The 17,787-nt window shown below is 59.9% G+C and carries 18 protein-coding genes; 9 read left to right on the top strand and 9 right to left on the bottom strand.

Annotated elements, in window-relative coordinates; translation table 11 throughout:
* The first annotated feature begins 110 nt into the window (after positions 1 to 110).
* Positions 111 to 3,056 (top strand): Tn3 family transposase, encoded by a 2,946-nt coding sequence (locus KF892_03800; protein ID MBX3624115.1) that lies wholly within the window; start codon positions 111 to 113, stop codon positions 3,054 to 3,056.
* A 222-nt stretch (positions 3,057 to 3,278) separates the two neighbouring features.
* On the opposite strand, the gene KF892_03795 is transcribed toward KF892_03800, so the two are convergent.
* Positions 3,279 to 3,902 carry a hypothetical protein gene (locus KF892_03795; GenBank protein MBX3624114.1) on the bottom strand — a complete coding sequence of 208 codons (624 nt, stop codon included), beginning with the start codon at positions 3,900 to 3,902 and terminating at the stop codon, positions 3,279 to 3,281.
* Between the two features lie 164 nt (positions 3,903 to 4,066).
* Between KF892_03795 and KF892_03790 the strand changes: the two genes are divergently transcribed.
* Entirely contained in the window at positions 4,067 to 5,119 is a 1,053-nt protein-coding gene (locus KF892_03790; GenBank protein MBX3624113.1) for a hypothetical protein, read from the top strand.
* Positions 5,120 to 5,150: 31 nt separating this feature from the next.
* On the opposite strand, the gene KF892_03785 is transcribed toward KF892_03790, so the two are convergent.
* From KF892_03785 to KF892_03765, 5 genes are all read right to left on the bottom strand, one after another.
* Positions 5,151 to 5,798 carry a hypothetical protein gene (locus KF892_03785; GenBank protein MBX3624112.1) on the bottom strand — a complete coding sequence of 216 codons (648 nt, stop codon included), beginning with the start codon at positions 5,796 to 5,798 and terminating at the stop codon, positions 5,151 to 5,153.
* Positions 5,799 to 5,805: 7 nt separating this feature from the next.
* Entirely contained in the window at positions 5,806 to 6,153 is a 348-nt protein-coding gene (locus KF892_03780; protein MBX3624111.1) for a hypothetical protein, read from the bottom strand.
* A gap of 49 nt (positions 6,154 to 6,202) precedes the next feature.
* Positions 6,203 to 7,591 (bottom strand): hypothetical protein, encoded by a 1,389-nt coding sequence (locus KF892_03775; GenBank protein ID MBX3624110.1) that lies wholly within the window; start codon positions 7,589 to 7,591, stop codon positions 6,203 to 6,205.
* A gap of 172 nt (positions 7,592 to 7,763) precedes the next feature.
* Complete coding sequence (locus KF892_03770) at positions 7,764 to 8,879, bottom strand: hypothetical protein (GenBank protein ID MBX3624109.1); 1,116 nt, start codon at positions 8,877 to 8,879, stop codon at positions 7,764 to 7,766.
* A gap of 200 nt (positions 8,880 to 9,079) precedes the next feature.
* Positions 9,080 to 10,108 carry a DNA-binding protein gene (locus tag KF892_03765; GenBank protein MBX3624108.1) on the bottom strand — a complete coding sequence of 343 codons (1,029 nt, stop codon included), beginning with the start codon at positions 10,106 to 10,108 and terminating at the stop codon, positions 9,080 to 9,082.
* A gap of 288 nt (positions 10,109 to 10,396) precedes the next feature.
* Between KF892_03765 and KF892_03760 the strand changes: the two genes are divergently transcribed.
* The 3 genes from KF892_03760 to KF892_03750 all read left to right on the top strand — a co-directional run bounded on the left by KF892_03760 (position 10,397) and on the right by KF892_03750 (position 13,912).
* Positions 10,397 to 11,368, top strand: a complete 972-nt coding sequence (locus KF892_03760; GenBank protein MBX3624107.1) for a toll/interleukin-1 receptor domain-containing protein — start codon at positions 10,397 to 10,399, stop codon at positions 11,366 to 11,368.
* Between the two features lie 35 nt (positions 11,369 to 11,403).
* Complete coding sequence (locus tag KF892_03755) at positions 11,404 to 11,844, top strand: hypothetical protein (protein ID MBX3624106.1); 441 nt, start codon at positions 11,404 to 11,406, stop codon at positions 11,842 to 11,844.
* Positions 11,845 to 11,914: 70 nt separating this feature from the next.
* Positions 11,915 to 13,912: an AAA family ATPase gene (locus KF892_03750; protein ID MBX3624105.1), complete on the top strand. Its 1,998-nt coding sequence runs from the start codon at positions 11,915 to 11,917 to the stop codon at positions 13,910 to 13,912.
* 7 nt (positions 13,913 to 13,919) lie between these two features.
* Here the strand turns inward: KF892_03750 and KF892_03745 are convergent, their stop codons facing one another.
* A complete protein-coding gene (locus tag KF892_03745; GenBank protein ID MBX3624104.1) occupies positions 13,920 to 14,150 on the bottom strand; it encodes a hypothetical protein in 231 nt (76 codons plus the stop codon).
* Positions 14,151 to 14,259: 109 nt separating this feature from the next.
* Positions 14,260 to 15,198 (bottom strand): hypothetical protein, encoded by a 939-nt coding sequence (locus KF892_03740; GenBank protein MBX3624103.1) that lies wholly within the window; start codon positions 15,196 to 15,198, stop codon positions 14,260 to 14,262.
* Positions 15,199 to 15,355: 157 nt separating this feature from the next.
* On the opposite strand from KF892_03740, the gene KF892_03735 reads away from it, so the two are divergent.
* Positions 15,356 to 15,592 carry a hypothetical protein gene (locus KF892_03735; GenBank protein ID MBX3624102.1) on the top strand — a complete coding sequence of 79 codons (237 nt, stop codon included), beginning with the start codon at positions 15,356 to 15,358 and terminating at the stop codon, positions 15,590 to 15,592.
* Here the strand turns inward: KF892_03735 and KF892_03730 are convergent.
* Positions 15,589 to 15,822: a helix-turn-helix transcriptional regulator gene (locus tag KF892_03730; protein ID MBX3624101.1), complete on the bottom strand. Its 234-nt coding sequence runs from the start codon at positions 15,820 to 15,822 to the stop codon at positions 15,589 to 15,591. The two genes, KF892_03735 and KF892_03730, sit on opposite strands and share 4 nt — an antisense overlap.
* 196 nt (positions 15,823 to 16,018) lie before the next feature.
* Between KF892_03730 and KF892_03725 the strand changes: the two genes are divergently transcribed.
* From KF892_03725 to KF892_03715, 3 genes are all read left to right on the top strand, one after another.
* A complete protein-coding gene (locus KF892_03725) occupies positions 16,019 to 16,813 on the top strand; it encodes a helix-turn-helix transcriptional regulator (GenBank protein ID MBX3624100.1) in 795 nt (264 codons plus the stop codon).
* A gap of 75 nt (positions 16,814 to 16,888) precedes the next feature.
* Positions 16,889 to 17,209, top strand: a complete 321-nt coding sequence (locus KF892_03720; GenBank protein MBX3624099.1) for a hypothetical protein — start codon at positions 16,889 to 16,891, stop codon at positions 17,207 to 17,209.
* 202 nt (positions 17,210 to 17,411) lie between these two features.
* Entirely contained in the window at positions 17,412 to 17,777 is a 366-nt protein-coding gene (locus KF892_03715; protein ID MBX3624098.1) for a DUF2946 family protein, read from the top strand.
* The last annotated feature ends 10 nt before the right edge of the window (positions 17,778 to 17,787 follow it).

Raw genomic sequence — 17,787 nt, 5'->3', positions numbered from 1 at the left:
AAGCCGTTACCTCGTTGGCCAAGGGTAAACCCCGGAGTGTCCAGACGCCTCTGGACACTTGACCACCTCCCCGCTGCCGGAGAAAGTGCCCGGCTCATCTGGGAGGCGCCATGTCAGGGTTTCATCAGCGATTCGTCGGCACCACTGCATTTCCCAAGAGCCTCACCGACATCGATGTCGGCCTCTGCTTTCGCCTCTCGGCCGACGACGTCAAGGCACTCAAGGACAAGTACAAAGACCGCGCCCTTGGCCCATCTGTTCTGCTGGTGTTCTTGCGAGCGTCGGGACGATCGCTCGAGAAGATCACCGCGATCCCTCATGTCCTGCTGAAGTACCTGTGCGCAGAGCTCGGCGTCAACGAGCGGCAGATCGCGACGATCCGATCTCTGTATCAACGGGCCGCCACCCTCACCGAGCACCGCAAATGGATCCATGAGTGGGCGGGTTTTCGCGAGCCGTCCCAGACTGACTTCGATGAACTGCAAGGCGCTCTGAAGTCGCTTGCCGCGACGGCCGTCTCGGTCGACGACCTGGTCAAACGCGCTGAGTCATGGCTGCTCGAGCACCGACTTCTCATTCCTCACGAACGGACGCTTCGCAGCATCACCAGCAAAGCCTTCGAGGCCGAGGTGGCCGCAGCTCTTGAGGTGGTGCGAAGCCAGGTTCCCGTTGGGCAACTCCGCGGCGCCATCACGGCTGTGTTTGGCGGCCGCAAAGGACGCAACGGCGGCACCATCCTTGAGTGGCTCAAAAAGGCACCAGGCAAGCACGGTCTCAAGTCGCTGAAGGAAGCGAGCCAGAAGATCGTCTTCCTGAAGTCGCTCGGTGTCGACGAGTGGGATCTCTCTGCCATCGGTGGCGAGCGCATCCGCGCCTATGCCCGTGCGGTCGTCCACCGACCGCCCAGCGCCACCCAGGCACTCTCGGACAACACGAAGTCGCTCGAGATCTCCTGCTTCCTGAGAGCAACGTTGCTTGAGTTCACCGACAACCTCTTCTACACCGGTGGCCGGCAGATCAACCGCATGATCGGCCATGGGCGCAACCGGGTGCAGTCCACACGCGCCAAATCAGCCACCGAATACGCGGAACGTGAGATCAAGATCCGCCTGCTCATCCACGCGAAAGACACCACCGACCGTCAGAAGATCGAAGCGCTGCATGCGATGTACCCGGAGGACGACGTGCCAAAGAACCTCTCTGGTTCAGCCGTCGTGCGCGACTACCTGTCGGGCGAACGGCTCGCCATGGCCGTCGTGCTCCAGGCCTTCAGCTGCATCAACATCAAAGGACCCGAGGGCGACGATGCGCTGGAACAAGCCCAGGCGCTGCGTGATTTGCAGGAGCAAGGCGCCAAGGAACTGCCAGTTGGATTCGATGCGTCGATCACCCACAAGGTCTGGCATGACCTCATCAATGGCGAGGATCGCAAGCGCGCGCTCGGTGCGCTGCAGGCCTCTACAGCGATGGCCATCCACAAAGGGCTGCGAGGCGGCAGCCTGTGGGTCGACCACAGCTGGAAGCACCGCAACCGCGAAGACTTCCTGATCCCGCAGGACGAATGGGACCGCGATCGCAAGAAGCTGATCGGGGCGATGGGCCTCTTCTCCGACCCAAAGCTGTACCTCAAGCGCGTGCGTCACAACATCGAGACCGGGCTGCTCGCCGTCTCCGAAGCTCTTGAGGCCGGCAAGCTCGAGATCAACGAAGAGAAAAACATCAGCCTGCCGCGACTGTCACCGCAAGACATCGACCTCCAGGTGACGCGCAGCCGCGATGCCATCTTCCGAATCATTGGCCAGGAGCGCATTGAGAAGATCGTCATCGAAGTCGATGCCAAGACGAACTTCAGCGAAGCCTTGTTGGGCCGCAAGGCCAAGACAGTCGCGGAACTGATCGCGCTCTACGGCGGTGTGTTCGCGATGGGCACAGAGAACGACGCCTCTGGCGTCGCCGCAATGATTCCCGGCGTCGAGGTGTCTCACGTTGCCGCCGCCATGCGCACGCTTGAGAACGCCGAGCGTGTTCGGCATGCCAGTGAACGGGTGCTGATCTTCCAAATGGAACACGCGATCGCCGCTCTCTGGGGCAAAGGCGACAAGGGCTCGTCCGACATGATGTCGCTCGATGCCAGCAACCGGCTCTTCAACGCCCGCGTGGACCCACGCCGGCGCACCTTCGCGGTGGGCATCTACACCCACGTGCTCAACAGCTACGGCGTGTTCTACGACCAGCCCATCGTGCTGAACACCCGCCAGGCGGCTGCGGCCGTGCACGGGGCGCATTGGTACAACACCAAGCAGCCTGCAGACCGGCGCTTGGCCTGGCTGGCGGTGGACACCCACGGCTACACCAACGTTGCGATGGCCACAGCCAAACTCTGCGGCTTTGATTTGTGCCCGCAGTTGCGCAACCTCTCCGAGCGCAAGCTCATGCTGCTACACGGCATGGAGCTGCCCGAGAACCTGGAGCGCCTCAACGTCAAGATCGTGACCGAGAAGTCCATCGTTGAAGGCTGGGACCAGGCCATGCGAGTCATCGCCTCCATCCACACCGGTCGGGTGACGCCAAAGGACCTGCTGGAGCGACTCGGCTCCAACGCCTCCGGCTCGCCGGTCTTCAAGGCATTGGACGGCCTGGGCCGGCTGCTGCGCACGATCTTCCTGTGCGACTACTTCACCAACGAGAGCTTCAGGCGAGAGATCCACACCCTGCTCAATCGTGGCGAATCGGTGCACCAGCTCCAGCGGGCGATCTATTTCGGGCGCATCGCGCCGAGCCGCGGCCGGCGCGAAGACGAGATGACCGCCATCAGCGGCTGCCACGCCCTCCTGACCAACATCGTGATCGCCTGGAACACGCACAAGATGCAGGAGGTCGTTGACCGGTTTGCCAAGGACAAGCATCCGATCGAAGACGACTGGCTGGCCCACATGGGCCCGGTTCACTTCAGCGGCATCAACTTCCGCGGGACCATGGACTTCACGGTTGCCCCGTACGCGGATGCCTTGTTAGACCGGGTCGCGCGCCGCCGCCAGGCGGCCGGCTCAACATGACCTCCGATGGGGTGACCGCAAAAATTTGCACCTGAAATGACGCTGCTCTGATTTCGAGCGATTCGCCGTGTGCGCTAAGTTGTTGATTTCATTGGTGGTTGTCCAGGTCCACCGTAAAAATTTGCACATGGATTTCATGTGCACAAAATTTAAGCACCGTCACATTCGACTTTGGAATCAGCTTGAAAGATCCGGGTTTTCAGGACCGGCGGTCGACCCGAGTCAGTACTTCTCGTGGTTCACGAGCGCCCGCAGGTGGCGAGCTTCGCCCGCATAGCTCTTCGCCCGTTCGATGTCGGCCTTCATCGCTTCGATGGCTTGCGGGGCATTGGAATCGGTGAACACCTTCTCAACCTCACGCACAAGCGCAAACAGGTTCCAAGCGGCAATGAGGACCAGGTCCTGGAAAGGCTCATCGAGGTAGGCATCGCCAACCGCCTTCTTCCTTCCGGTCGCACCGTGCCAATGCGGGTTCTTCATGAAGCTTGGGACGCTGCCGGGCCCGTAGGACACGAGGTACCCATGGACCAAGCTGTTCCGGTACTCGTTCAGATCTTCCGCTGCGTGAGCAGCGACCTTGAGCACCGCATTGCACTGGTCGCTCAGCCTGGCACTGCCGGCACCTAGCATCTTGAACTGAGCTTCGGTATTCATCTTTTCAGTGAAAGGACGAACGCCTTCAATGCTCTTCTCGCTCAAGGTCCACAGTGCGCGCTCGAGCGTGGTTTCGAAGAGGCCATAGGCTGCAATGAAGGCGCCCATGAGCATCAGATGACTGGGTCCGAGGCCCAGCCTCGTCAGCCGCGCCTGGATGTCCAAGGACTTCGCTGGATAGTCGTACAGCATCGTGTTTCTCTCCCTGGGGTTGATTCTGCGCCTGGGGCTCAGCCGCTCGAAAGGCACTAGCTTGGATACCCGAGGGCTACCCGACAGCTACCGGACAGCTATCTGGTTCTCCAGGCCGCGTCGGCTGCCACGAAGTCGGGACGTGATCTGCTAGAACCCCTTGCGTGAGCGAACCAACCACACCCTTCAAAGCCTGCCACTGTCCGGAGGAAGGCATCCGCGCCTGTCGCCGCAAAGTGACCAACGGGGCCTTGCACATCGTGCGGCAATGCCAAACCTGCGGCCGCCAGATCGGGTCTGCGCTGAGCAAAAAGGCGTTGGGGCCCGCCGGCGAGGTGGGGTTGCCGGATTTCGATCCGGAGATCGAAGAGCGATATCGCGAGCTGGCTGTGCACGCCATCAGGCAGGCCAATCCACTGCTCTTGTCAGAGCCGAGCGATCCGATTGCACAGGAAATCGCTGCGCGCATGGCGCTTGAACGCGAGGCCCGCGAGGCGGTCGCCGAGCTGTCCCGGAGATGGATCCAGGACCTCCCGCCCAGCAAGCTCGCGGACACCCTGGGTACCCAGGCGATCGAACTCAGGCGCGCGGTGTACGACGCGAATCTGGCCATCACGCCGCGGTTCGCCGACGAACCCGCGTTGAAGCGCTGGCTGGTCGACCACCTTGCTGAAGACTTCGAACTGACGCGCGAGGTCAAGGGCCGCCACCTTGCCGAGGCCGTGCGAGTCGAAATCGACTTCATGGCATTCCCGAAGCCGCACCTGATCGACGCCGGCTTCGCTCCTCGACACTTCGGCATCGAGGTCAAGCACATCAACCAGGAAGACGGCTTCTCTCGCAAGGCCAGCCGGGCACTCTGGCAAACCGTTAGCTACACCGATTCAGAGTTCGAGATCGGCAGCAGCCTGGTGAAGCCCACCTTCGCGATGCTGTTCAGCAACCTGTCGTTCGACGCCGAGCTGAAGCTTCTAAGAAATTTCGGGAGCCAGCGTGAGAACGACGTGGTGCTATGGCGAGGCTTGCTCCAGCTCGCCAACCACGCGAACGTGGGGACGCTCGACATACGCGGCACAGCTGCAGACTGGCGAGGATGGGTGATGCGCTTCAGCACTGGCGGAACCTACTTTTCGCGGCGTCACTCGCGGCTGGCGTCGCCCACCTACAAGAAATCGAACGGTAACCTGGTGGACAAAGTGCGCGTCGGTAACTTCTGACCGCCTGCATCTGAAGCCGACGCGAGCAAGTTCATCGTGGATTCGGCTTTGTCTGAGTGGCGATCGGTTGTGGTGGCTTGAAGCGCCACGGACCACGCTGGCCGGTGCCTTCTTGCGGCTTCGTGAATGGTCCTGTCGGATGTTGCGCGTGGTGGCTCAGGTGAGCGCAGATGCGATGCGTGTCATGAGTCATGTCGTCGAGCATTTGATGCCCGACTTCAAGCGTGAAGCCTTTGCCCTTTCGGCTGGACCTTTCCTTGTCCGTGATGATGCGAGACAGGCCGTCAGTGAAATTGAGTGTCAATGCTGAGCCGTGATGCGTGATCTTGTCGCGCATCGAATTGATCGCCCGCATATGACTCAACGTCGCCTCCAGGCTTTTCCATCGATCCGCAGCCATCTCCGTGTTGTGAGCAATGGCCGAAATCTGGTCTATGGCTGTGCTCGCTCTTGTGCCTGAGAAGAGCGCTCGACCTACGTCCTCGGTCACGCCGGCATAAGCGATGAGCACCTGCTTGAGATAGGCCTCAGCATCCGCCCACATGAGCGTAAATCGACCCAATGCGTGGTTGAAGTTTGACTGTGCGACATGCAAGGTGGTTATGAACTCAAGTCCTTTGACCGCGGACTCAAACTCTTTCACCTCAGGTCGGTCTACAAAAGACTTCTTGGTTGCCATGTGCGCATCAGTCAGCGTACTGAACACGGTTGCCATCAAGCGTGATGTGCCGAGCCTTCACGAGCTCAGCAAACATCTTCTCCCTGTCTTTGTCCGAGATGCCGCCCTGAAACTGGAACATGGCGCCGATGGAGTTGAGGACCGATTCCTTTTTGCCCGCCTTGAGCTTTTTGAGCCGGTCAGCCACGTACTGAAGTAGCTCAGGATCTGTCGGACCAGCAGCCTTCGGATCACGCTTGTCTGGCCGCTGTTCCTCTTCCTCCTTGCGGGCAACTTGAATCAGAAGCTGGGCGAGCCGCAGCTTGTCTCTGTAGCCCAGGCGCTCGGTCGATTTGGCGATCTCGTCGTAGGTCATTGCAGTTCCGCCTATTTGGTGTCCGCACCTATGCCAGCACGCTTGTGATCTACAGCTCAGGAGGTTGACTTACGCTGGATGGGCGGCTTCGCAGTTGAGCAACGCCCTGTCCGTACCAGCATTGCTCGGCAAGTGTGGGGTCGAATGACTCCCAAGGTTTCTCTTTGCAACGCTCTGGCGCAGCAATGGTCTGTGGAGCTCCGCAACTGCCGTAGAACCGGCAGCTGAGCTTGCGGACTTGATTGGTCGGAGCAATTGCGTGTAGCTGATAGTGCACTGCGGCAAATTGCAACGCCGACTGGGCCACCCCAAGAGATACTGCCGCGACCTTGTCTGGCTCGCGGTCAAGGATGTAGAAGATTTCATCGCGATCTTCGCCCGGCTGAATGATGGGGCACGGTGGAAACGACTTGATCATGTTCACCAGCGCGGCGCCGTCAGGTGATTCGACTAGGTCGATCTCGAAGAATTCCGACTGCGATCGGATCTGCAGTAAAGCCTCTGCCGTATCGATCAGGTCGCTGAAGGCCCTGTGCAGTGGCTTCCTCGAACCAAAGGCGACCACCTCTGTTCTCAGGTCAGACACGATCGCGCCGCGCATTGATGCGAATTCGGCCGCGAACTCACCTCGACAACGCTCGACCACCTCCTCAAGGCTTTGCGCCCCCCTGTCCTTTAGGGCTCCGGCCAACGCAACAAATGCGACGCCAGGATCGGTGGACTGCAGCGCCAGCAACACAACTTTGGCCACGATGCGACTGTCGACTGCGCCGCCGATTGAATGTTCCAAGAACCGCCGCGCGAACTTGTAGGGCCAGATCTTCACCTCGTCCAGAACCGAGAGATCGGCCTTCTGCGTTTCGAACAGGATTCGCTCCAGTTCCCAAGCAACGCTCTCGCTGAGGACATGCGAGCCGAGGTCAAAGGATTCCTCGCAGTAGGCGCCTGGCGAGCCGGCTCTAACGCGCACCCGAACCGAATTCAGCATCATCACCTGCGATGCCAGATTCACCTGTTGAGATCCGAAGTCCCAGCCGACGATTTCAAACGAAGCCAGCGACGCGGCGTGGAATAGATTTGGGAGCCCCAGGGTTCCAGCCAAATGGACCCGAAACTTCATGGTGCCCTCGTACTCCCTGAGTGCAGTGGGATCTAGCACTCCACTTCCCAAGCTCCGGCCGCTTTCATCAACCGTGTTGGAAAACAGTCGAAGGCGCCTCAGCGATGTGACGAACCCATAGATGCCTGCGAGAGTGGAAAAGTTGTGCAGGTAGTGGGCGTACTCATGAACGAAGACGGCGAGGCGATCAAGCGTTGCGGGGTTCTCTTCCACCCAATAGGACTCGTCCCGGCCCAAGCGAATGAGGGCCAAGTCTGTTGAATACACCCCGGCACTGCCGGCAAACTGCTCTTCGAGGAATGGAAAACTCGAGTTCATCCGAGAACTGTACCCACGACGGTTTCGAAGAGACCTATGAGGCGCCTGGAACCTGTCTATTCCGCACCGTCATGGCCAGAACTTGAATGCACTGATCAAGTAGGCTGACGCCGCAAGGCCGGATCAATACGCGTGGCTCCGAACCGTTGAAACCGGCCGGCAGTCTCTGATATCAGAACAAGCTGGCGATCGCTGAGGCGATCGTGGCGACGTTGGCTACGTCGGGCAAGGCCCTCAGCAACGCCGAGACAACAGACTTCTTCGGCGTCCCAGTTTTGAACGCGGCGTCGATCTCCTCGACGACCTCCAAGGCCTCATTCCGTGCAGCGGTTTCCAGCGGCGCACTTTTCAACTCAGTCCTGAGGCTTTCGACCAACTCCAGCGCCCGGTTGTCGATCTGCACCACGTTGGTTGAGTTGTCGGTGGAGTTCTGATTGATTCGGGCGTTGTTGCCGGTGATGTTGTAGGTGATGCTCTGTACCGCACTGCTGGCCTCGGGCAACCCGAGCTTGCGGACATCCATTTGGTAGTGCGCCTGGATACCGCCATGACGCTCGTAGAAGCGAGGGTCAATGACCTTGTAGGTTTCTTCTGCACCGTTGGACATGCGGCGAATGATCAGGTCTTCAGGTTCGATCAGCAGATCCTTGGCATCCATGAAGATCTTGTTTTGCTGGACGCTTGCTTTGCGCCCCACGATCTTGGTGCCGTTGCTTTTGAGAATGTCGACCGTATCGTGCATCAAAGACAGCATGCTGAAATCTCCCAGGCGTGACAGTGAAACTTGTGCCGCTTGCTCCGATTGCAGGCGCATGAACTCCAGCTCGTCAGAAAGCATGGCCAGTTCGCGGCGAATCGTGTTCGCAGTGGCTGCGTGGTGACCTGCGCGCTCGATGTCGACGCGCGTCCAGCCTTCTGCATTTAAGCCGCGGCCCGCAGCCTTGCGGAACAAGCTTTGGCATTGAACGTCGAATCGCCGGGTGTAGAGCTCTTCATCGAACAGGCGTTTGGCGATCTCGAGGATGGCCGCCTTCGTCGTGTCGTCCAGCGGCAGAAAGAGCTGCTTGGCGGTGGTGACGACGTGCCCTGTCACCCGCTGGCCGTGCGCCCTCAGCTCGTCTAGCGTCGATTGGGTCGACCGCTTCAGCGCGGTTCCGAAAGTTGCACGACGGCTCGGGTCGAACTCGTCCAGCGCAGCCTGCGAGACGGCAAGGAGCTGCGAGACATGAGTCTCCCGTAGCCGTTCGAGCTGATTGCGCAACAAGGCAAGCCGATCCTGCACAGACATCAGCAAGACGCCTGTGAGCCTGACTTCTTGCCGCTGCAGATCAGAACCAGCATACGCATTCCCCCCATCAGCCGACTTCGAGGCTGTTCACACGCCTTGTAGATATCTGGTGACGGCAGATCTTAGGAGTTGGCTTCACGACAAACATCCCTCAAACGAAGTGGAGCCTTCGCGGCACCCAGTCAGTTTCCGCGCGCAAACTACGCCGAGCCGGTCGCCGCAGTCACGGGCTTCGTCTTCTCCCCGGTGATCGGCAACCGAGCCAACACGCTCGCCACCAGTTGCTCCTTCGCTGCCGTTGCGGCACTGGCAGCGGCCACCTCACCAACCAGCTCGGTGTTGCGTTGCTCCAGCGCCAGGTTGCGCGTTCGAAGTTCGTCGACCCGATCGGCCTGTTGCCCGGCCTGAGCGCGCAGCTGCTCGACGATCTGCGCTTGGTTGGCCAGCTGTTCCTTAAGCGGCTTGAGTTCACGCAGACGTTCTTCCAGCTGGCGGGCTTCGCTGCGCGCGACCTGCAGCTGAGACAAGGTCTCGAGCTTCTCCTGCGTCGCAACCCGGATCTCGATCGCTTTGTCGGCTAGTGAAGCGCTGGCCTTGCCCAGCTCGGCCTGCAGGTACTGCACCTGCTGCTCATGCTGGCGCTGCTCCCGCTCGCGCTGTTCCTTTGCTGCCGCCCGGAAGTGTTCGAGTGACGCGTGGGCGTGCCGGCGCTGTTCTTCAAGAGAGGCGCCATGCGCCTGCGCCTCGGTGAGCCGCTGCTGCAAGCCGTCCCCCTGTGCGGTCAGCTGGGTGACCTCCAGGTTCAGGCGCGTCACCTGGTCGGCCGCACCGCGCCGCAACACCTTCTCCTGCGCCAGCGCCGTCTCGGCTTGACCCAGCTGGGCACGCACGGCTGTCAGCTCCTGCTGGCGCTGATCCAGCATCGCCTGCAACTCAGCCACGCGCTCGGCATGCCGCGCTTCGGTCGTCACCAGACGTTCTTTGGCCTCCAACTCCAGCCGCTCAGCCAGGCGCGAAGCCAGTTCCAGGATCGCCTCGCTGGTCTTCACCTGCGAGGTCACCCCTGACTCTTCCTCTTCGATCTCCTTCAGGTACCGATGGATGGTGCCCTTGGAGCCGGTGTTACCCAACTCGATACGTATGGCGTCGATTGACGGATGGCGCCCGGCCTTGACCAGACGATTCCTCGCTTGGAGCACATCGCTCTTGTAGATGCCGGCTCTGGCCATGCGTGTCTCCGTGAATTTCATACCGTATTACGTATTTGCGTATTACATGCCATCAAAGAAGCAAAAACAAGGAGCTGCGGCGCCAGTTCTGGGAATGGGTAATAAGGGTTTAGCTCGTTTGTCGGAGCCATAGACCGGCTAGGCTCGAAAAAATACGCTGTACCGCGGCCAGTTACCCCTTGAAACCCGAAATCGGCGCCCGACATGGCCCGGAACCCACTCGCTAAAGAAGTTATACGGTGCTTGGGGTCAGGCATTCCATGAAGAGCAACCACCTGCAGGACACCGATGGCCAAAGTCTTCTTCTCGTATTCACATGACGATGAGACCTACCGCAACCAACTTGAGAAACACCTTGCGTCGCTGCGCCACGAAGGCCTGATTGAGCAATGGCACGACCGGCGCCTTCTCGCTGGCGCCGATGTCAACGGGGAGATCGACGAGCAGTTGAACCAGGCGGACGTCATCCTGTTGCTGGTTAGCGCGAGTTTCCTGGCTTCCCACTACTGCTACACGATCGAGATGGGGCGCGCGCTGGAGCGGCACGCGAAAGGCGAAGCGCGAGTGATTCCGATCATCGTCCGCTCCTGCGACTGGCTGTCCACGCCCCTCAAAGGCTTGCTGGCTGTGCCGACTGATGGCAAGCCCATCACCAGCTGGACCAACTACGACGAGGCCTATACCGATGTTGCGAAGCAGATCCGCGCCGTCGTGGAGAAGCTGTCTGCCGGTTCAGCTCCAAGTGCTGCCCCTGCCGCCGGCAAAGCGCAAGCGCCTCAAAGCACTCAACCTCTGCTCCAGATCGAGGCTTTGGCGCCACGGTCCAGCAACCTACGCCTGCGCAAACAGTTCTCGCAACTGGACCATGACCAGTTTCGGCACGAGACCTTCGAGTACATGGCACGGTACTTCGAGAACTCTCTCGAAGAGCTGAAAGCAAGGAACGCAGGGATCGAAACTCAGTTCCGCAGGATTGACGCCAACAAGTTCACCGCGGCGATCTATCAGAACGGTGCGCGGCGGTGCGAATGCGCTATCAACCTCGGCGCCAGCGGCTTCAGCAGCAACGCCATCACCTTCTCGGCCGACGCATCGAGCCGTGGCAACAGCTTCAACGAGCAGCTCAGCGTTGATCACGACGATCAAGCCATGTTCCTCAAGCCGCTGGGCATGGCGTCGTTCGGCAACACGCCGAAGCAGCTTTCTCAACAAGGAGCCGCCGAGATGTACTGGGGCATGCTCATCGAACGGCTTCAGTGAGCATCAGAACTCTTTAACCACAGGGAGCACACGACGTGAAACTTGCACTCCATGAGATCCAACGACTGGCGGCCATCGAAGAACGATTTGACAGATTGAAGACGCAATTCGACAAGTTCGTCGGAGATCTCCAGTTCTTTTCCTCGACCGAATGCCCGGTGAAAGGCGTGCTCGTCACACCGGCGGTGGACGGGCTTTCTCTCACCGCCACCTTTACCACGGTTCGGATTGAGATGACCTTCCAGCTCCAACCGATCACCCCTAGTGGCGGAGCCAAGGGCCGAGTGGTGGTCCGTCAACTTCCGCGTGTTGGCTGTGCGGGCGAGCCCACACAGCTGGGCTCATTCACTTTCACACCGTCGGGCGACACCGACATCGAATACGAAAACTCGGACGCCGCGGTCATGAACGCCAACGCAGAAGACATCTTGGCGAGCTTCTTGAACCAGGCCATTCAGCAGCCGCTGGGGTCGTGACCGCATAAGGCGCACACGCAAAAGGACGCATCAGAGTTTGATATCCACATCAGGTAGGACGGATTGCCCAATGAAACTTACTGAGTTCAACGTTCGCATGTTCAGAAGCGTCATCGATTCTGGTTGGGTGACGCTCGACGACATTGCGGTCATCGTCGGGAAGAACGAATCGGGCAAGACTTCGTTGCTGAAGGCCTTGTGGAAGCTGAAGCCTTTCAAGAAAGAGCCATACAGCCTTGATCGTGAGTGGCCGCGAGGCAAGCGAAAGGAACGCGACGACAAGTTCGAAGTGGTTCGCGCACGCTTTGTGTTCAATGAGCAAGAACAAGCCGCACTCGCATTGGTCGACCCGCAATGGGCTGGAACGACCAGTGCTCTCATCGGTCGCCGGTACGACGGCACGTATTCGGTTGTCTATGAACCCAAAGGCAATGTTCCGCAGAAACGGAGTGGCAAGTCGGCATGTCTTTCGCTCGATGCATCGGTAAAGGGCATAACCGCTGGCAAGGCTGAACCTCTCGTTGGAGCGTTGAACGCGGTGGTCCAGCAGTCAAAGGAAAAGCTTGAGGCTGCTGCGGAAGATGTAGGTGCCATTAAGGCGGCTCTCGCTGAGGCAAAAGCTCAGCTGGTCGAAATGGCGACCCAGCAAGCCAGTCCAGAGCTCGCGCAAACGCTCGGTGTTGAATGCGATCGCCTTGCGAAGAAGCAGGACAACAGCCCCTGGACGGACGCTTGGAACCTCGTTCTGAAATGGATGCCGACCTTCATCTATATGGATGACTGGCTGGCTTTCCACGGGACGGCGCATCTCGACCAAGTCAAACAGCGCAAGGACCAAGGTCAAGCGACAGAAGAGGACAAGACCATCGAGATGATCATGGAGATGGCCGGCCTGGATCTCGCGGAAGAAGTGACCAAAGGCGCTCAGAAGGACCGCGAGCAGCGCATCCTTGACATGAACGACGCCAGTCAGACGCTGACCAACGACATTGCTGCCAGGTGGTCACAGAAAAAGTACGAGGTGCAGTTCCAGGCTGACGGTTACCACTTCATCACCTTTGTCAAAGATGAAGATACCCGGGCTCTTGTTCCTCTCGAAGAGCGCTCCAAGGGGTTCCAGTGGTTTTTCTCCTTCGACATGAAGTTCATGTACGAGACCGATGGGGAGTTCAGAGATGCCGTGATCTTGCTTGACGAGCCAGGGCTTCATCTACATGCAGCTGCCCAACGTGACTTGCTTGGTCGCATGAAGGAGTATGCAAAGGCCAATCAGGTGATTTACACGACGCACTTGCCATTCATGATCGACATGAACCGCCTCGACAACATCTGGGTTGCCGAGGAGAAGCGCGGCGAAGGTACCAAGGTGCACGATGAATGGGCAACGGCGGACAAGGACGCACGTTTCACCCTTCAAGCCGCGCTCGGTCTGTCTTGGGCGCAGTCGTTGTTCATCGGTGAACGAAATCTGGTCGTTGAAGGGGTGACCGATTTCTGGTTCCTCAGCACGGTCTCAACGATGTTCAAGGAGGCCGCCGAGGTTGGCTTGGACGATTCGATCGTAATCACCCCCGCCGGCGGTGCGTCGAAGGCTGCCTACCTCGCAACGCTGATGCTTGGTCAGGAACTCAAGGTCGCGACCCTACTTGATTCGGACACAGAGGGTGAGAACGCTCGCAAGCAGCTCATCAACAACTGGCTCATGAAGGACGGTGATGTGCTCATGCTCGGAAGCGTCATCGGCAAGCCTGATGCGATCGAGTTGGAGGATCTGTTCGAGCAAGACAGCTACCTCCGAGCGACTGCCGAAGCCTACGCGAAGGAAATTGGTGGTGCGAAGGTCGCCATCAAACTGCCGGCCGGAGCGGGCTCAATTGTCGACAGATTGACGACCTTCTTCGAAAAGAAGGGTGTGAAGTTCAACAAGGGACGGGTAGCTAAGGTGATCATGAAGGACCTTTCCAAGCAGAAGTTCGCCGAGCTTCCGCAGGAAACGCGCGATCGCTTTGCCAAGGTCTTTGAGGCTGTGAACGGAATCGCCGCACGGTGGGCCGCCGCGGCAAAGTGAACCAGTCTCATAGCAGCTTGTGGCGACGCAAGTTCGGCCGAATCGACTGCACGCCAGGAGCCTTCGCCAGCAGCCTGAGCTGCTTGGGCGTCACCTCCAAGACGAAGCCACTGAACACCGACACGCTTCGGGCTCGGTCGAGCAGACCCAGCCCAGCCAAATCCTTTTTCAGCGCTGTCGTAGCGCGCTTGGCCGCAGCAAGATCAAGCGAAGGCGTTCCCTTCGGCAGCGTGTTCAAGTGAGGCTGAACAATCACCGACACCCGGCGGGTGCCGCTTGAAGCGGCGAAGTCGCGGAGAAGAACTCCCCGGATTGACTTGGGAAGCCGCACTGTGCGGCCTTCCTCGTCACGCTGCTGCTGCGTCGGCATAGTTCCTGGCGGCCGCCAGTACGTATTCGTGACGATCTTCGGCACTGGCGGTTAGCAGAAGTGGTGCGTCCCGGTGCAACTCGCGGTCGACCAATAAGGCGCCCAGGAGCACTTCGATCGGCGTGAGCGCACCCAGGTCCGGGTCCTGGAAGGCGAAGAAGAAATGCGGCGATGCAGTTCCACCGTCCGCGCGAAGAATCTCGAGCACGTTGAGCACAACTGGGCGCGGAATTCCAGGCCACACCTGGTAAAGCGGATAGCGGCGCTTCGTGGGTGCGTTCTCGTCGGCCACATGGAACAGCTCGCCGCGTGCCTCTCGCTTTGCGACTTCCTTCGCGTCAATGCCGCCGATGAATTTGGCGAGCTCCGCTGCGGTCACCTTTGACTTGAGATCGGCCGCCTGCTCGTGCAGCGGCAGGTCATGGCCGAGCGGCTCGTTCGGGTTTCGGCGTCGCACGCCGCCGCGACGGTTGCGCGGCTCGAGCGAGAACAGCAAGTCGCGGTCACCCAGCCCCTCAGGTGGCGCCGCACCGAACTCCCCGGAAAACTCACTGCCGTGGTCGTCTTGCAGCACCACGTACTTGAAGCCGTTCGAGCCCGGCGCACGCCACACCTTCACGATTTGACGCAGCTCCCAACCTCCCATCACTTCGTCGATCGGAACCACCTGCTGGATCGAGACAATCTCGCGTCCAGAGGCTGGGTCGCACAGGGCCGCGAGATCCTGCTCCCAAGCACAGCAAAGCGACCACAGGTACCGGTCCCTGCCATCCGACACGATGGTGTTGACGATGAACCAGGGCAGGCGTATCGAGAGTTCGACTGCGTGGAAGTACCGCGCATCGGTGCGCCCGAGCATCGCCATCACGGGCGCTTCACAGGCGGGCTTAGCAATGAACATGTTGGCGTGCCGCACGTGCGGCTCTTAGGCACATGCGTGTCGAGTATCAACAGCCTCTTCGGTCGCACCAAGCCGCCTCGAATAGGCGACTCATATTCCTGTGGTTAGATTCCTATTCCGAATTCGCCACGAAGCGTCCTATGGTGTTCCCGTCGGACCCTAGGAGATAGTGATGCGTGCCTGGTTCAAGAGCTTGATTGACAGGCTTCCGTGGATCGAAGACATGCGGCTGCAGGAGCGCATGCGGCAGGAGCTCGACACCGGTCAGTTCGATGAGGCGCTGGAAGCAGCAGCGAGAGAAGCGGCACCTGCAGAACCGGAGCCGTATTCGCAGGTCAAGCCGTTCGATCCAGATGCCTGGGCGGTCTCGGCAAAAACTTTGCGCCGACCCGACGAAGGCGCGAGCTAGGCGGCGGCCAGCAAATCAACGATGTCGACCTTCAGAGCGGCAGCCAGACGCTCGACGTTGTCGAGTGACACGTTGCGCTCTTGGCGTTCGATCGAGCCGACGTAGGTGCGGTGCAGCTGAGCCAGGTCGCCAAGCTCTTCCTGGGAAATGCCCTGGACTGCCCGGATGGCGCGCAGATTCCTAGCCAAACGGCTACGAGCTGATTCACGCTGAACTTTGCGCCCCGACATCCCGTCGAGGTTCGCCCGATGATGATTTTGGGTCTACAGACTTAGAGTAGCATCTTGCGCTTGCAGGCCGTGAGGTGCTGCTTGCTTTTTGCTGGGCGAAGCAACCTTGCTGCACAGGCCCAGGCCGATTGCCCGGGCGAATTCTCGTTCCGAATACGGCGCGCCAACCGCTACGGTGACCGGTTGAAAGGTCTCCATGCGCAAGTCCCTCTACCGTCGGCACAACCAGGTTTTTCTCGGGCTCCTGAGGCGATATCGCGAGCAAGGCAAGTTCCGGCAACGCGATCTCGCTCAGCACCTCGGCAGTGTTCAGGGCACGGTGAGCAAGGCTGAGACCGGCAATCGACGACTGGATGTCATCGAGTTGCGCGAATGGCTACTCGCGATGGGTGTGGACTTCCTGGAGTTCATGACCGAGTTGCATCAGCAGCTGGAAGCTCTGACGCACCTCGATCCTTGGCTCTTCGCACCGGCGGCTGAGCGGGAGCCAGACCAGGAGGCTGTGGCTTCTCCGGCCGAGCGTCAGTACGACGGCCACGCGGACGCATTGGCAGAGCAGCTGATGCCTGTCATGCGCTCAGGTTTGATTCGTGAGGTGGCCGACACTCTGGCAGAGCTGGACAACCTGGAGATTCGCGGTCGACCGCTGTCTCGGTGGTTCGGATCCCTCGCGTCAGACCACACTGGCGCCGCAGCGTCGTTGCTGCAACCGGCCGAGGCTGAAGTCTGGAGCAACGCAAAGGAGCTTGCGCAGCTGCTGTTGTCGAACTGGTTCGGCTTGATGACACATGCCACTCGTGCGCGCGCGGGTGAAATGATCGACAGCCTGCGCACCGATCCGCCAACACTCGTAGCTGAGGCGACGGCCGGATGTCTGGCCTACCCCGTGCCCGAAGAACAGGTCCGAAGCATCCTCGCGGCCTACCTCCAGACACACTGGACGCCAGATCTGCTGAGCCAGTGGCAAGCGCGATGGGGCGAAGAAAACTGATCCAGCCCTTGGGGCGAGCAGCCGCCAATCGCACGATTCCGACTTGGGTGCCATGTAACTGTATATATTTACAGCATGAAGGTGCACGGCCAGCGAATGTGGAAGGAAGGAGAGCTCATCCTCAAGGCGGCGCGCGGGCACGGCATTCCTGGGCGGCTCGAGGTGAGCAGCGTTGAGAAAGGGTTCCCTGTGGCGACTTTCACGGGTTGGAAGCGCGACCGAGCCGATCCCAATCTGTTTCCACCGCTCTATGACGTACAGATCATCAAGGCGTCTCGCAGCTGCATGCGCCTGCGAGGTTGGGAGCGTGCAGGTGTCCGAGTGTTCTTCCAGGAATGGATCATCGACTTCAGTGCCGACGGCACCGGCTCATTCGATGGCGGTGCAGAGACCTAGCCTGGATCGCCAGAGGGTTGGTGGGAGTTCTTCAGCGCATGTCGTGCATCGGCAGGAAGTCACGCGATCCCGCTTGACTCTATAGCGGCATGAGGGTTTCCAATGCCAACAACCGAAGCCGTTATTGCGCCCTGACCGATGCCCGGGCTGCAAAACGGGTGAGCCCCACAACTTCAAAGTTCGACCTCTATACTCCGCCGCCATGCGTCGCTGGTTGACCATCCTGCTGCTCGTCATGTTGCCGTTCCAGTTCACCTGGGCAGCGGCAGCGTCGTATTGCCAGCACGAAACGGCTCCGGAGACGCAACACATCGGTCACCACCAGCACGAGCACAAAGCTGCCTCGGATGCCGGCAAGGTCAAGACCGATGCGCAGGACGCCAAGAGCACCAAACTCGTGGCCGACAACGACTGCGGCTACTGCCACCTGAACGCTGCCAAGTCGGTACAACTGCAAGCCCTCGAGGTTCCCGCCTTGAAGGGTCCTGCCGTTCAGGACGCTGCCGTCCAGCCCCTGCCCACGCGCGACCCGGAGCGTCACGAACGCCCCAATTGGCGCCTCGCCTGATTCGGCGAGC

Origin of the sequence: Rhizobacter sp. (assembly GCA_019635355.1) — a bacterium.
In the GTDB taxonomy this organism is placed as follows: Bacteria; Pseudomonadota; Gammaproteobacteria; order Burkholderiales; family Burkholderiaceae_C; genus Rhizobacter.
Note: the sequence above shows the minus strand (reverse complement) of the source record. Positions and strands in the feature narration are given on the sequence as shown.